We start from the raw sequence: 14,271 nt of genomic DNA on the forward strand, positions 1-14,271 counted from the left end.
GAGCGTCAAACGCTCGGTGGGGATTTGGGGGGTACCAGGGGTGGAGAGGCCGGAGGCGACGGTCAACCAGCGTGGTAGGCAAGTCGGGGTGTTCCGGGACGTATCCGTCATGCTTTCGGCGCGTCGTTACCCCGGTCGCCTCGTTCAGCCGCGCCAGTCGGGGCCCTTCGGCGGGAGCGGCACGCTCGCGAACACCCGGAATCCGCCGCCCGGACGCGGGCCGACCTCCAGCGTCCCACCGTGCAGCGCCACCCGCTCCCGCATGCCCGTCAGGCCGTAGCCGCCGACCACACCGGTCGCGGGGATGTCGCCCGCGCCGTCGTCGACCACCTCGATCCGGACACGATCGGGCAGATGCCGCACCTCGACGCTGGTGCGCGCGTTGCCCGCGTGTTTGCGGGTGTTGGTCAGCGCCTCCTGGACGATCCGATACAGCGTCAGACCCGTGGCCGGGGGCAGTGGTTCACGCTCGCCGTATTCGCGGTACTCCACCGGGAGACCGGCCGCGCGGGACTCGGTGATCAGTGCGTCGATGTCGTCCATCCCGGGCTGGGGTTCGGAGGGCGCCTGCTCGGGACCGTCGTCGCTGCGCAGTACGCCGAGCAGTTGGCGCATCTCGCGCAGCGCGGCGCGACCGGACGACTCCAGCGTGAACAGCGCCTCCCGGGCGGTGTCGGGATCGCGCTCAAGGGTGGCCCGGGCACCACCGGACATCAGGTACATCGTGGTGATGTGGTGCGCGACGATGTCGTGCAACTCCCGGGCGATTCGGCGACGTTCCTCGGTGACGGCGCGATCGGCGAGCAACTGCCGGTTGAGCGCGACCTGGCCCTGCCACTTGGCGGTGCCGAGCCCGACGCCGATGATCAGGAGGGTGGTCAGCAGGTCGGCGCCGACCATCTGGGCGAAGGTCTCGAAGTCGTACGCGTCGCGCAGCGCCTGGACCGAGAACGCCCCGCAGCCGCCGATCCACAGATCACGGGTGCCGCCGAAGCGGGCCACCGTGTACAGCGCGACCAACAGGGCGCCGCCGAAGGAGTGGGTGGTCGAGGTGGTCAGTACGACCAGGCACATCTGGACGACGACGACCCCGGCGAGCACCCGCATCGGGTGCCGGCGCCGCGCCGGCAGGATCGCGGCGGCCAGCAGGGCCAGCACGATGCCGACCGGCACCCGCTTGGGCTCCATGCCTTCGTCGGGGACGAGATAGGCGAGGGCGTCGATGGTGCCCGCGACCAGCGCGACGATCAGGTTGACGCGGTGCCGCAGGAGGAAGACGATCGCCCGGTTGGCCCGAAGACGGTGCCACGCGGTGACGCCGGCCTTCCGCACGACGATGCGGCGCGTCGGTACGCGCGAATCGAGCCTCGGGCCACCCTCCATCGCGTTCATCGCATCCATCGCGTTCATCGCATCCATCGGGTTCATCGCGTCCATCGCGGGTGGCGGGGCGGCGGGTGGCGGCGCGGGTGCCGCCAGGCCGTGATCGGACCCCATGCTCGGGTCTCCTTCGATCGCGAGTGGATGGTGAGCGGTGGATGGGAACGGGGTCGGAGTTCGAGGACGCGAGTATGGAGCCTCCGTTCCATTTCACCGCCTTCGACAGCCTTGTCAGGCCGTTCGGCAGACGATCTCGGTCCGGGACCGGGGTCCCGGACCGACGCCTGCCCGGGACTGAGGTCCGGGGTGGGTCTCATCCCTGGGGTGGACGGGGGTCGATCGTCTCGATCGGCCCGGTACCGGGGCGGCACTCACGCCCTCCCCGGCGTCGTTTCGGCGCCCGCCGAAGCATCCGCGGGCCACGATGACCGCATGACGTGGCGAAACCACTCCCTGCTGACCGATCCCGCCTACACCATGCCGGTCGTCCCCGCCGCGCCACCCGCGGGTGTCGCGTGGCTGCGTGCCTCCGTCGCCCGGTTCAGCGACGGCGCCGTGCACGAGCGGCGGCGTGCCCTGGTGGTCGCCGACCTGGACCGGATCGATCCGCATCACCTCGGGGAGCGGGCCGCGCGGGGCGGCCGCGGACCGGTCGAGGTGTTGGCCGAGGCGCTCGGCCTGCCCGGTGAACTCGCCGCGGGCATCGCCGCCGACGTCGCGGTGGTGGCGACGGCCTACCAGCCGCACACCGCGATCACCGCCGAGGCGGACCGAGCCGTGGTGCGTTTGGTCCGGGTGTGCGGCGGCGTCGCCGACGAGGCCACCGCCAACCGCATCGGCCTGCTCGTCCAGGCATGCGACGCGACCAAGGCCCTGACCGCGCACCTGGCCGCCGGCCGCACCGACCCCCCGGTCCCACACACCCGCCGAGTGGCCCCGAACGGAACCACGATCAAGATCGACCTCACCGAATCCCCCTTCGGCCTCGGCCCCCACGCCTGCCCAGCCCAAACCCACGCCCATTCCCTCGCATCAGCCCCACTCAAAGCACCCACCCCACAACCCACCCGGACCAACCCCACCTAACCCCCAACAAAGCCCGTCACCCACGACCACGGCCGCCCCTGCGCCACCACCACGGCACCACCCAAGGCGCGTCAGCGCCCCCGACCCGGCCCGCCCACGCGATCGACGCGCGAAGCGCGGAGAGCGGCGGAGCCGCAAAGTTCGGGCCGGATGGCCCGGAGCGAAGCGGAGGGACAGCCGGCCCCGAGCGAGGCGCCGCTTTTCTGCGGAGGAGCGAAGCGGGGGAGCAGAAAAGCGGCGCCTCGCGAGCCGGCGCGAAGCGCCCAACAAAAAGCCGCCGCCGCCAACACGACCCCGGCGCGCCGACCCCACCCCGCGATTCAGGCCCGCGCGCCCCAACTCACGCGCCCAAGCCCGCCCCAGCCCGCGCGGTCCCATGCCGCTCGCCGAAGCCCGTGCCCTGAGCCGCGTGCCCAAGCCCATGCGCCAAGCCCGCGTCCCGGCCCGCGCGTCCCATGCCGTAAGCCCAAGCCCGTGCCTCCGCCGCGCGCCCAAGCCACGTGCCCACGCCCGCGTCCCGGCCCGCGCGTCCCATGCCGCGCGCCCAAGCCCGTGAGCCAAACCTCGCGTCCCGGCTCGCGCCTCCTAAGCCGTGTGCTCGTGCCCGAGCCGTGTGCCCCGACCGTGCGCCAAACCCGCGTCCCGGCCCGCGCGTCCCATGCCGCGCGCCCAAGCCCGTGCCCTGAGCCGCACGCCCAAGCCCGTGAGCCAAACCCCGAGCCCCAGTCCGCGCGTCCCAACTCGCGCCCAAACCCGCTCCAGCCCGCGCGTCCCATACCGCGCGCCCAAGCCCGTGAGCCAAACCCCGAGCCCCACGCCGCCCGCCCAAGCCGCGCGCTCAAGCCCGTGCGCCAACCCACACGCCCCAGCCCGCGCGCCCCAACCGCCGCCCCCAGCCCGCCCCCAGCCCCCGCGGCCTCAAGCCCGCACCGCCCTCCCCGGCAGTGCCTCCAGGCACAGCGCCCCGTCCCGCACCACCGGCACGCCGCCGACCAGCACATGTGCGAAGCCCAGCGAAGGGCGTGTGCTGTGTTCGTACGTTGCCCGGTCGGTGACCGTGTCCGCGTCGAAGACGATCAGGTCGGCGTCGCAGCCCGGTTGCACCCGGCCCTTGCGGCGCATCGCCGGCACGCTGTCCTGGAGGATCCGCGCGGGCCCGAAGCTGCTTCGGGAGACCGCTTCCAGGAGCGTGAGCGCGCCGAGTTCGCGGACGTAGCGCCGCAGCACCTTCGCGAACGTGCCCGCGGTGCGCGGGTGCGTGACCGCCGTCGGGGGCAACGGCCAGGCCAGCGGGGCGGGCTCGCCGTTCATCCAGGTCAGCGGCATCGCGTCGGAGCCGACCACGGTCGAGGGGTGGAGCAGGGCCCGGTCGATCAGGCCCTGTTCGAACGGGTCGGCCTCGTCGAGGAAGTGCGCGATGGCCAGGCCCGACGGGTCCTTGGCGCGCACCTCGCGCAGCCGTTCCGCGTTCGCCATGCGCTCGCCGGTGGCGGCGTAGACGATGCCGTCGGGGGTGATGCCGGTGGCGCCGAGCAGCTCGGGCGCGAGGAAGGCGGCGCCGATGGCGGTCATGCCCGCGCCGTACGGGTAGGCCTCGGTGGAGATCCGGCCGCCCTCGGCGCGGGTGTCGTCCATCAGCTGCATGACCCTGTCGCTGTGCAGCCGCGAGGTCGAGGTGATGTGGCAGAAGTGCGCGTGTACGCCGGTCTCCGCCGCGGCGCGGGCGATCTCCTGCGCGCCGTCGATCGGGACGTCCGGGGACTGCTCGACCAGGTTCCGGGCGTGCGTGTAGGTGGGGCGGCCCGATTCGGCGGCCAGGCGGGAGACGGCCAGGTACTCCTCCGGCCTGACCCGCGGCGCGTAGCCGACGACGACGCCGATCCCGAGGGCGCCGGCGGCCAGGTCGAGGCGCAGGAGTTCGAGCATCTCGTCGACCTGGGTCCCGGTGGCCTCGGCCTGCCAGGCGGGATTGCCGAGCAGGCCGAGGGCGATGTGCATGCCGCCGCCGTGCGGGAGGCCGCCGACGGCCGCCATCCGGGCCTGACACCACGACGCGGAGAAGCCGTAGTTGAGCGGTCGGCCCTCGGCGGCGGCCTGGCGATAGCCCTCGTCGACGGGCGAGAGGCCGGCTTCGAGGTCGAGCGCGGTGGTGACGCCGTCCATGGCCTGGAGCCGGTGGCCGGCCACGTCGTGCGAGTGGCTGTGCATGTCGATGAAGCCGGGCGCGACCACGAGGCCGCGCACGTCGATCGTGCGCCGGCCGACCAGCGGGCGCGCGGACACGGCGGTGATGGTGCCGCCGGTCACCCCCACGTCGGCGAGTGCGTCGTGCCCGGTCTCGGGGTCGAGTACCCGACCACCGCGCAGCACGAGGTCGTGGATCTGGGACGGTGGCCCGGCGGTTCGCGTCATGGCCACACGCTAGGAAGCCACCGGGTGCGGGGCGTTGTCCACCACGCCGAAATCTCCCGCACGGCTTCGTGTCGGAGCACAAGACGGGCCGGGTGGGTGGACCGTCGGGCTTGGGGCCCGTCCGGTCGGATGAGACCGTCGAATCGAACGCGACGGTCGCGTGTTCCATTCGGTTGTTCGATTCAGTGATTGCTTGATTCAGTGCGTGCTGTAACGTCTACGCGTGCATACCTACGAGGAGGACGGGCCGGCCGTCGTGGTGGACGCCGCCGCGCTGGCCCGGGTGGGGACCGCGCTCGCGGACGAGAGCCGGCGCCGGTTGTTGCTGGCGCTGTTGGCGGCGCCCGCGTACCCGTCGGAACTGGCCGAGCGGCTGGGGCTGACCCGGGGGAACGTGTCCAACCACCTTTCGCGCCTGCGGGACTGCGGGCTGGTCCGCGCGGTCGCGGTGGGCCGCCGGGTGCGGTACGAGCCGGCCGACCCCAAACTCGCCCACGCCCTCGCCGACCTCGCCGCCCTCCTGCCTCCGGCGGGCCGCGACGGGGGAGAGGCCAACCGGAATCGTGCGATCGGCGATGCCGACGACGCGGCGATACCCGCGGGGGTGCTCCGTGGGTGAGATCCGCGCCGGGAGTGCGCGCCGGGACTCCTCCGGTCGGGATGCTCCCCGCCGGGCCTCCTCCCGCCCGGGGTCGTTCCCGGTCGGCGCCCCCTCCGCACAGGTTCCGGGCTTGCTCGGCGCGGATCTCGTCGTCGGTCGGCCCGCCTGCCCGATTGTTCAGTTCGTCCCGCGGATCGCCCTACGCGCCGCCCCGAGTTCAGCCGAGGAGACGCCGATGCCGGTTCCGGTCGGGAAGGTTCCGTTGCCCGTGTTCGTCGAAGGTCTCGACGACGGACGGTCGTTGGTCGCGGCTGTCGGGTGCCCGCGGTCGCGGGGCGGGTGGGCCGCGTGACGGCGGTGGCGGTCCAGGTGCGGCGGAGGTTGCGAACCTGGGCCGGGGCGATCATGGCGGCCTCCGGTGGGCTGTTGCTCGCGCTCGCGTTTCCGCCGGTCGGGTGGTGGCCCACCGCGGCCGTCGGGCCGGCGCTGTTGTTGGCCGCCATTCGCCATCGGCGGGCCAAGGTGGCGTTCCGGCTCGGGACGCTGTTCGGGCTGACGTTCTTCGTTCCGCTGCTGTGGTGGCTGACCAACCTGGGCGTGCTGCCGTGGCTGGCGCTGAGCGTGGCCCAGGCGTTGTTGCTCGGGCTGCTGTGCTGCGCCGTGCCGGCCTTCGCCCGGCTGCCCGGATGGCCGCTGTGGGCGGCCTGCTGGTGGGTGACCACGGAGGCGGTGCGCTCGCGGGTCCCGCTCGGCGGCTTTCCGTGGGGGCGGCTCGGCTTCAGTCAGGCCGACGCGCCGACCCTGGGCTGGGCGTCCGTGGCCGGCGCCCCCGGCGTGAGTGCCGTCGTCGCGCTGACCGCCGCCTTCCTGGCCGCGCTGCTCACCGCGCCCCGCGCGCACCGCGTCCGGTTCGGCGCGGGCCTCGTGGTGGCCGGCACGCTCGCGTCCGGCGGGGTGTTCCTGCTGCCGAGTACGCACGGCGAGCACACCGCGAAGGTGGCCGTCGTCCAGGGCAACGTGCCGCGCGCCCGCAACATGGAGGAGCAGGCCCGGGTCCAGCAGGTCGCGGAGAACCACATCGCCGCCACCCGCGAGCTGGCCCGCGACATCAAGCTCGGCAAGGCCCCCCAGCCCGACCTGGTCCTGTGGCCCGAGAACGCCACCGACCGCGACCCGCGCACCGACGTCGGCCTGCGCGAGGGCATCTCGCTCGCCGCCCGCGAGGTCGGCGCGCCGATCGTGGTGGGCGCCATCCTCGACGCCTCCCACGACCGGATCCGCAACACCAGCCTGCTGTGGTTCCCCGACACCGGCCCGGGCCGCTACTACGCGAAGCAGCAACTGGTGCCGTTCGGCGAGTACATCCCGCTGCGCGACCTGATCGGTGGTCTGGGCGACCTCCAACTGATCCCGCGCGACTTCGTCGCCGGCTCCGGACCGGTGCGCCTGGACGTCGGCCCGATCCACCTGGCCTCCTCGATCTGCTACGAGGTCGCCTACGACGGCCAGGTCCGCGGCGCGGTCCGCACCGGCGCCAACCTCCTCGCCGTACCCACCAACAACGCCACCTACATGCGCAACGGCAGCCTCGCCGAGCCGAAGCAGCAGTTGGCCATGTCCCGGCTGCGCGCCGTCGAACACGGCCGGTCCGTACTGGTCGCCTCCACCACCGGGATCAGCGCGGTCATCGCTCCCGACGGCACGATCGTGAAGTCCACCGAGCCGTGGACGCGCAAGGTGCTGAACGCGACCGTGCCGCTGCGCAGCGAGACCACCCTGGCCACCCGCCTGGGCGAACTGCCCGAGGGCGGGCTGGTGTTGATCGCCGTGGCGGCGATGGCCGAGGGCATCCGCCGCACCCGGCGCGACCGGCGCGACGCGACTCCCGCGGCGGCGACCGCCGGCGACGCCGCTCCGGCGGCGGGCGTCGGCGCCGATTCGGCGAGCGCCCCCGCGACGGTGCCCGCGAGCGACACCGCGTCGGTCCCCTCCGCCGCCGCCCCGGAAGGTGCGGCCGGGGAGCGCTGAACCGCCGACGGCGCGGGGCGGGCGGCCTCGGTACGAAGGAGTACCGAGAGACCACCCGCTCCGCGCCGCGTCCCGCGTCCGCTACGGCGTGCAGTTCAGCGTGCCCGCCCGCAGTGCGTGGCCGCCGTCGTTGTCGTCGTCGGCCCAGACGACCGGCTTGCGGCCGGACACGCAGGCCGTCTGCGGGGCGATGGCGAAGCCCTCGTTGTTGTGGTTCGACAACCCTGTGGGGCGGTTGTACCGGGCGGTTATCGCGAACCGGCCCTGGGCGTCGATGCCGAGGGTGGTGCTGCGGCCCTGGCAGGTGTTGTCGCAGACCGCCCACAGCCGACCGGTCGCCGGCTCGAACTGCAGCTCCATCACCGCCGGGAAGCCGCTCGCGAAGCCGGCGACGCGGTGGTATCCGCCGCCGGTCCGGTCGAGCGCGTAGGCGTACACCGTGCCGTTGGCCTCCAGGCCGACGAAGAACAACCCGCTGCCGTGGTCGGGGTAGGCGGCCGGATCGTAGGCCACGCCCGTGTGTTCGTCCCGGAAGCCGTGTCCGGTGAGGAAGGTGTCGGGGATCCAGGTGATGCCCTCCAGGCCGCTGTTGGCCTCCACCGCGGGCAGGTCGGCGGTCAGGTTCCACTCGGCGGTCGCGTTCAGTGCGCCGGCCGTCGAGGAGGTGTCGAAGCGGACGATCCTCGGCAGGCTGACGTTGCCGTCGTCGTTGTCGCGTTCGGTGGCGACGAACAGCCCGTCGGGGGTGAAGGTCACACCCTCCGCGTCGGGATCGCCGGTGCCGTTGCGGTAGTTCAGCGCCTTGCCCGAGGCCCAGCCGCCGGTCGGATCCGGGCGCCACTTGCCGCCGGTGTCCGGCACGAGGCGGTACAGCGTGCCCGGTCCGTTCTTCACCGCCCACAACACGCCGGCGTCCTGGAAGGAGAGGCCGCTGAGGTTGGTGCCGAACACGTTCGAGCCGTCGGCGACGGTGACGGTGCTGCCGCCGGGCCAAGTGGCCCACGAGGTGGGGCACGCGTTCGGCGCGCCCTTGGTCGGCGCGGCGGTGGTGGTGAACGAGCCGGTGCCGTCGGCGCAGCGGCCGTATGTCGTGGTGGCGTGCGTGGTCCACTTGTACGAGTCGACGAGGGTGGTGCCGCCGGGCCCGAACAGCCGGGCCGAGTCGGAACCGCCGAGACCGAAGGACGACTCGACGTCGAGTGCCAGGTAGCCGCCGGCGGGCAGCGAGGTACCGGCGGCGATCGGGTAGGCATGCGCGTCGTCGTTGTCCTTGACGACCCACCCGGACAGGTCCGCCGCGGCCGAGCCGGTGTTGACCAACTCGACCCAGTCGCCCGGGGTTCCGTCACTCGACTCGACCTCGTTGATCCGCACGGCGGCCTGCCCGGCGGCCGGTGTCTGCGGCTGTGTCCGCGCGTGTGCGGACGCCGGCGCGCCCGAGAGTCCGAGGGCGATGAACGACAGTGCGGCGACGACGAGTTGCACTCTTCCAGGCAAACGCTTTCGCACGATGGCCAGTCCTTTGCTCGGGGATCGGCGGCGAGCGGCGCACTCGCCCTCGGATCGAAGCATGGGGCACACCGACGGCGCCACGCTGAACACCTCACGAACGCCGTGCGAAGCACACCGGGCGGGCGTCCGGTGCGGCGGGGTCCGGGGCGGGTCCGCGTGCGCCCGGCCCGTCCGTCACAAAACGGTGGCCTGGTTCGTCATAACGGTGATGGAGCGGGACCGCCCGGGCGTGGGGATGCACCCGGGCGGGCACGTCCCGGTCCGTTCCGATGGCCGACCACACCCGCCCGCCCCGGCGCCCGTCCGGGCGTCGACCCCGAGGAATCGATCATGCAGCTCACGACGCATCTCGCGACGCATCTCGCGACGCATCTCGCGACGAATCGACCACGATGACCGCGCCGCCGATACCGCGCGTCTCCGCGTATTGGGCGCCGTGGGAGCACGCGTTGCACACGTTCCTGGCGCGGGTCCACGGCGATCGCCGGTTGGCCGCCCGATTCCTGCCGGCCGCGACGACCGACCCGCCCGTGTCCGCCGTGGAGGCGATCACCGCCCACCTGCCCGTCACCCTCGAACGCCGCCTGGCCGCCCGGGCCGTGCGGCACGCGGTGGCGCTGTACGCGGCGCACCAGGGCTCCCTCACCGGCGGCCTGCACCGCCCGGACGGCACCTCGATCGGCGCCGCCTGCCGGGACCTGGCCCGACTGATCGCACCCGACCACACCCTGGTGCAACGCCGCGAACGCACCCGCTTCGACGGCGCGGTCGAGGCCGAGACCCTGGACGAACTGTCCACCCGCCTGCACCCGTTGATGGCCGACCTGGGCCGCCGCCGGATCGCCTTGGACCACGTGCGCCTGGCCAAGGACCTCCTGTGGTGGGAAACCCCGGTCGGCCGCCGCTACACCCGAAACCGCTGGGAGGAGGACTTCCACGACCTGACCCCCCAACTACCGCACCACGACGGCTGATTGATGTCACGCCACCCCGGCCCGCCGACTCGTGGGCCGGCCGGTCGACTTCCGGGTCCGGTGTCCGGGAGGCCGCCGGCATGATCGGGGCATGACTGTGATCGAGATCGTGCAGGGTGACATCACGCGCCAGGACACGGACGCCATCGTGACCGCCGCGAACGAGTCGTTGCTGGGCGGCGGCGGCGTGGACGGGGCGATCCACCGTGCGGCGGGTCGACGGCTCGCGGCGGCGGGGGCCGAGATCGGGCCGTGCGATCCGGGCGACGCGATGGCGACGCCGGCCTTCGACCTGGATCCGCCGGTGCGTCACGTGATCCACACCGTGGGGCCGGTCTGGGAGGGGGGTGACTTCGGCGAGGCCGAGGTGTTGGGGTCCTGCTATCGGCGTTGCCTGGAGGTTGCGGATGAACTGGGGGTGCGGAGCCTGGCGTTTCCGGCGATCGCCACCGGCGTGTACGGATTTCCGGCCGAGGAGGCCGCGCGGATCGCGGTGGCGACGATCGTGGGGACGTCCAGCGCTGTCGAGCGGGTACGCCTGGTGGCGTTCGATCGGGAAGGGCGGGACGCGCTGGAGGAAGCGCTCGCCTCGGTCGGCGAAGGGTCCGCGGTCACCTCGTGAGGACTGCCCCGCGGGCGGGCGGCAGCTTGGCGAGGTGCCTCCCGTCGGCATGGGCGCCGGCACGGGCCCCGGGTCTCACCTCGATACCGTCGCTCGGTACGTCTCGTTGCCGGCCAGCAGGTTGCGGTGTGTGTCCTCGGCGACGATCGTGCCCTCGTCCAGCAACAGGACACGGTCCGCGGCGTCCAGGAACGCCGGGCTGCTGGTGATCACCACGGTGGTCCGGCCCCGGCGCAGGGCGGCGACGTTGCGGGCGATCAGTTGCTCCGTGACCGCGTCGACGGCGGTCGTCGGGTCGGGCAGGACCAGGATCTCGGCGTCGGCCGCCAACGCGCGGGCCAGGGACAGCCGTTGCCGCTGGCCGCCGGAAAGGTTGGCGCCGCGGTCGCGGACGGCGTGGTCGAGTCCGTCACGATGCAGGGCGACGACATCGGTGAGCAGGGACGCCTCGACGGCCTCCGCGAGCAGTCGCCCGCCGCCCGACGGGTCGATGTTGCCGCGGAGGGTGCCCGCGAAGATCTCCGCGTTGGCGGGGTTCACCAGCATGTGCGCGCGGATCGTGTCGACCGACAGATCGGCGACTGGCGTGCCGCCGAGGCGCACGGTGCCCCGATAGGCGTCGTGGGGGACCCGCGCGGCCAGGAGCGCCACGAGGTCGGCCGCCGCACCCGCTCGGCGCGCGACGACGGCCACGAACTCGCCGGACCGCACCCGGAAGGACACCTCGCGCAGTGATCCGAACCCGACCGACTCGACGTCGAGGCCGCCCCCGGCGACCGGGGGCTCCGCCGCCGGCGGCGGCACGACCGGCGGCGCGGCGAGCACCAGCGCCATACGCTCGGCCGACGCGCGCGCGATCATCACGTACTTGGGCATGTTCGAGCACAGTCGCAGCGGCTCCATGATGAACTGCGCCAATCCGACGGCCATCACCAGCGTGCCGATGCCGATCCGACCCTCGAACGCCAGCCAACCCGCCGTCAGGGTCACGGCGGTGGCCAGAACGGCGTTCAGGGCCTGCGCCGTGCCCGCGTACGCGCCGTTGACCCTCGCGACCGCGATCGCCTGGCGCCGGGCCGCCGAGCTGACCCCCCGATACGAGGCGAACGCCGCGTGGTTGCCGCCGAAACCGTGCAGCGGGCGCAACCCGGTGATCAGGTCGGCGACCTTCGCGCCGGCCCGAGCGACCAGGGCCTGCTGCTCGCGGGTGCCGGCGTCGATCCGCTTGGCCAGCACGCTCGTCACCGCAAGGATCGCGGCGGTCCCGACGATCACCAACAGGCCGAGCGGAACACTGGCCAGGCCCAGGGCGATCGCCGCGACGAGCACCGCGACCAGCGAGCCGATGAGCACCGGGATCACCTCGATGAGGTCGGCGGTCTGATCGGCGTCGTCGGTGGCGATCGTCAGCACCTCGCCCGACTTGAGCTCGCCGCCTCCGGCCACGGGTCGAAGTCCGCGGGCCGCCACCCGCACACGCCAGTGATGCGCTTCGGTGGTGTTGGCCTTCTGCAATACGCGCATGCCGAACCGCCACGACAGCGAGACGGTCGCGCTGATCACGGCCAGCGCGACGATCGCCAGGGCGAGCGGTGTGAGGCCGCGATCGCGCAGCGCGTGTTCGACGATCAGACCCAGCGCGATGGGGAAGGCGGTTTCGCCGGCCTGGTACATGCCCATGAGGACGGTGCCTCGAGCCATGGCACCGATATTGCGGCGCAGGGTGGCCCGGACGATGTCGGGCCCGCTGAGGGGCCGCGGGCTTTCGGGAGTCGTCATCGAGTGGCGGCGCATCTCTTCCGGCGAACGTGGGCGTATGCGGGCGGGACCGATGGCGGACGGCGGACGGCGGTCACCGCGCGGGGCCTTGCGCCGCGTCGCTGCCTTCGCGCCAGGCCTGCCACAGCCGTGCGTAGCGGCCGTCGAGGGCGATCAACTCCTCGTGGGAGCCCTCTTCCACGACGCGCCCCGCCTCCAGGACGGCGATGCGATCGGCCGTGGCCGCCTGGGTCAGCCGGTGGGCCACCAGGAGCGTGGTCCGGCCCGCGCACGCCGCCAGGACGGCGCGTTCCAACTCGGCGGCGTGGGCGCTGCCGGCCTCCGCGGTGGATTCGTCCAGCACCACGACCGGGGTTCGGCGCAGCGTCAGCCTGGCCAGCGCGATACGGGCGACCTCCGTGACGTCCGGCCGCCGGCCGCCTTCGCCGACGTCGGTGCGCAGGCCCTCGGGGAGTGCGTACACCCACGTGTCGGCGCCGACGGTACGCAGCGCGTCGAGCAGTTCGGCGTCGCCGGCGTCCGGCGCGGCCAGGCGCAGGTCGTCGGCGAGCGGTCCGGAGAACACGTGCGTCTCCTGGGTGAGGATGCCGACGAGGGAGCGTGCTCCGGCCTCGTCCAGGTCGGCGAGGTCGGTCGAGCCGATGTGCACCGATCCGGCCTGTGGGGTGCCGATGCCCGCGATCAACGCGGCCAGGGTCGACTTGCCCGCGCCGCTCGCCCCGACCAGGGCGAGCGAACCACCGGCCGGGATCGTCAGGTCGACGTCGCGCAACACCGGCCGGTCGCCGTCGGGATAGGCGAACGTCAGCCCTCGGACGATCACCGGCCGGGGTGCGCCGTCGGCGACGGGGACGGCGGGGTCGCCGACGAGTCGGTCCGGGGTGGCCTCGCCCAGTACACCGACCAGCCGGGTCAGGCTCGCCCCCGACTTCTGTGCCTCGTCGAAGGTGAACATGATGGATCCGAGCGGCACGAACAGTTGGTGGAACAGCAGCGGGGCGGCGGCCACTTCGCCCAGGCTCGCCGCGTCCGCCTCCAGGAGGGCGTAGCCGACCAGGACGATCAGGGTCAGGCCGATGAACTCGGCGCGGTTCTCCCGGCCGACGAATCGGCCGAAGAGCCGGAACACGTCGATGCCCAGGTCGCGCACGCGTCGCGAACCGCTGTCGACCTGCTCACGAAAGGCCGCCTCCAGGCGGAACGCCCGGACCGTGTCGATCCCGTGCAGGCCGCTGATCAGCGCCTGCGCACGCTCCGCCTGGGCGCTCCGCTGCCGCCGGTACAGCGGCGCGGAACGCGGGAGGTACCAGCGCAGCGCGAGCGCGTACGCCGGAAGGGCGCCGGCGCCCGCGAGGCCGAGCCGCCAGTCGAGCCCGAACATGCCGGCGGTGGCGATGACGACCAGCACGCCGGCGGAGAACACGGTGGGGACGGCCACGCGGATGCCCTTGGACAGCACGGCCACGTCGTCGCCGACCCTGGAGAGCACGTCGCCGCGGCCGACCTGTTCGACCCGGGTACCGGGCATGCCCAGTACCGCGCGTACCGCGCCCTCGCGCAGTCGGGCGAGCAGGTCCGCGCCCAACCGTCCGATCAGGTGGGTGGACACCGCGGTGGCCGCCGCGCCGAGCAGCGCGGCGGCCACCAGCCAGGCCCCGATCACGACCAGGGTCGAGCGCGGTTCGCCCGCGACGACGGCGTCGACCACACGGCCCAGGAGCAGTACCGGGATCACCTGGAGAGCCGCCGCGGCCACCATGGTGAACACGCCGGCCGCGGTCGGCCACGGCCGGTGCCGAAGGTGCGCCACCACCCACCGGGTCGCCTCGCGCCCGGAGGCGGTGTGCAGCGCGGGCGCGGGGGGAGTCGCCATGACG

General features: G+C 73.3%; 10 protein-coding genes. 5 read left to right on the forward strand and 5 right to left on the reverse strand.

Translation table 11 applies throughout. The features are described 5' to 3' along the window. Positions 1-144: 144 nt before the first annotated feature. A complete protein-coding gene (locus B4N89_RS35395) occupies positions 145-1,497 on the reverse strand; it encodes a sensor histidine kinase (RefSeq protein WP_078980547.1) in 1,353 nt (450 codons plus the stop codon). Positions 1,498-1,812: 315 nt separating this feature from the next. Between B4N89_RS35395 and B4N89_RS35400 the strand changes: the two genes are divergently transcribed. Beyond that, positions 1,813-2,466: a hypothetical protein gene (locus B4N89_RS35400; protein ID WP_078980548.1), complete on the forward strand. Its 654-nt coding sequence runs from the start codon at positions 1,813-1,815 to the stop codon at positions 2,464-2,466. Positions 2,467-3,384: 918 nt separating this feature from the next. Here the strand turns inward: B4N89_RS35400 and B4N89_RS35405 are convergent. Next, complete coding sequence (locus tag B4N89_RS35405) at positions 3,385-4,878, reverse strand: amidohydrolase family protein (RefSeq protein ID WP_078980549.1); 1,494 nt, start codon at positions 4,876-4,878, stop codon at positions 3,385-3,387. 223 nt (positions 4,879-5,101) lie between these two features. Here B4N89_RS35405 and B4N89_RS35410 point away from each other — a divergent pair, with 223 nt between their 5' ends. Together B4N89_RS35410 and lnt are read left to right on the forward strand one after the other, a co-directional pair. Continuing rightward, the gene (locus B4N89_RS35410; RefSeq protein ID WP_235619097.1) at positions 5,102-5,497 is read left to right on the forward strand and encodes a helix-turn-helix domain-containing protein; all 396 of its coding nucleotides are present in this window, start codon (positions 5,102-5,104) and stop codon (positions 5,495-5,497) included. Between the two features lie 330 nt (positions 5,498-5,827). Continuing rightward, on the forward strand, positions 5,828-7,507 hold the full coding sequence (gene lnt / locus B4N89_RS35420; protein WP_235619098.1) for an apolipoprotein N-acyltransferase: 1,680 nt from the start codon (positions 5,828-5,830) through the stop codon (positions 7,505-7,507). 81 nt (positions 7,508-7,588) lie between these two features. Here the strand turns inward: lnt and B4N89_RS35425 are convergent, their stop codons facing one another. After that, entirely contained in the window at positions 7,589-8,992 is a 1,404-nt protein-coding gene (locus B4N89_RS35425) for a lamin tail domain-containing protein (protein ID WP_235619099.1), read from the reverse strand. Between the two features lie 419 nt (positions 8,993-9,411). On the opposite strand from B4N89_RS35425, the gene casB reads away from it, so the two are divergent. Both casB and B4N89_RS35435 read left to right on the forward strand, forming a co-directional pair. Further along, positions 9,412-9,993, forward strand: coding sequence for a type I-E CRISPR-associated protein Cse2/CasB (casB, locus tag B4N89_RS35430; protein ID WP_161500926.1), 582 nt, complete (start codon positions 9,412-9,414; stop codon positions 9,991-9,993). A gap of 91 nt (positions 9,994-10,084) precedes the next feature. Continuing rightward, entirely contained in the window at positions 10,085-10,615 is a 531-nt protein-coding gene (locus B4N89_RS35435; RefSeq protein ID WP_078980553.1) for an O-acetyl-ADP-ribose deacetylase, read from the forward strand. A gap of 75 nt (positions 10,616-10,690) precedes the next feature. Here B4N89_RS35435 and B4N89_RS35440 read toward each other — a convergent pair whose 3' ends face one another. Together B4N89_RS35440 and B4N89_RS35445 are read right to left on the reverse strand one after the other, a co-directional pair. After that, positions 10,691-12,394 (reverse strand): ABC transporter ATP-binding protein, encoded by a 1,704-nt coding sequence (locus tag B4N89_RS35440; RefSeq protein WP_078980755.1) that lies wholly within the window; start codon positions 12,392-12,394, stop codon positions 10,691-10,693. Positions 12,395-12,467: 73 nt separating this feature from the next. Beyond that, the gene (locus B4N89_RS35445; protein WP_078980554.1) at positions 12,468-14,267 is read right to left on the reverse strand and encodes an ABC transporter ATP-binding protein; all 1,800 of its coding nucleotides are present in this window, start codon (positions 14,265-14,267) and stop codon (positions 12,468-12,470) included. Between the last annotated feature and the right edge of the window lie 4 nt (positions 14,268-14,271).

This window comes from Embleya scabrispora (assembly GCF_002024165.1).
Lineage (GTDB): Bacteria > Actinomycetota > Actinomycetes > Streptomycetales > Streptomycetaceae > Embleya > Embleya scabrispora_A.

Excerpts from the sequence above, each read along its gene's own strand:
- B4N89_RS35440 (WP_078980755.1), bottom strand. The coding sequence starts at position 12,394 with ATGACGACTCCCGAAAGCCCGCGGCCCCTCAGCGGGCCCGACATCGTC.
- B4N89_RS35400 (WP_078980548.1), top strand. The coding sequence starts at position 1,813 with ATGACGTGGCGAAACCACTCCCTGCTGACCGATCCCGCCTACACCATG.
- casB (WP_161500926.1), top strand. The coding sequence starts at position 9,412 with ATGACCGCGCCGCCGATACCGCGCGTCTCCGCGTATTGGGCGCCGTGG.
- B4N89_RS35435 (WP_078980553.1), top strand. The coding sequence starts at position 10,085 with ATGACTGTGATCGAGATCGTGCAGGGTGACATCACGCGCCAGGACACG.
- B4N89_RS35445 (WP_078980554.1), bottom strand. The coding sequence starts at position 14,267 with ATGGCGACTCCCCCCGCGCCCGCGCTGCACACCGCCTCCGGGCGCGAG.
- B4N89_RS35405 (WP_078980549.1), bottom strand. The coding sequence starts at position 4,878 with ATGACGCGAACCGCCGGGCCACCGTCCCAGATCCACGACCTCGTGCTG.
- B4N89_RS35395 (WP_078980547.1), bottom strand. The coding sequence starts at position 1,497 with ATGGGGTCCGATCACGGCCTGGCGGCACCCGCGCCGCCACCCGCCGCC.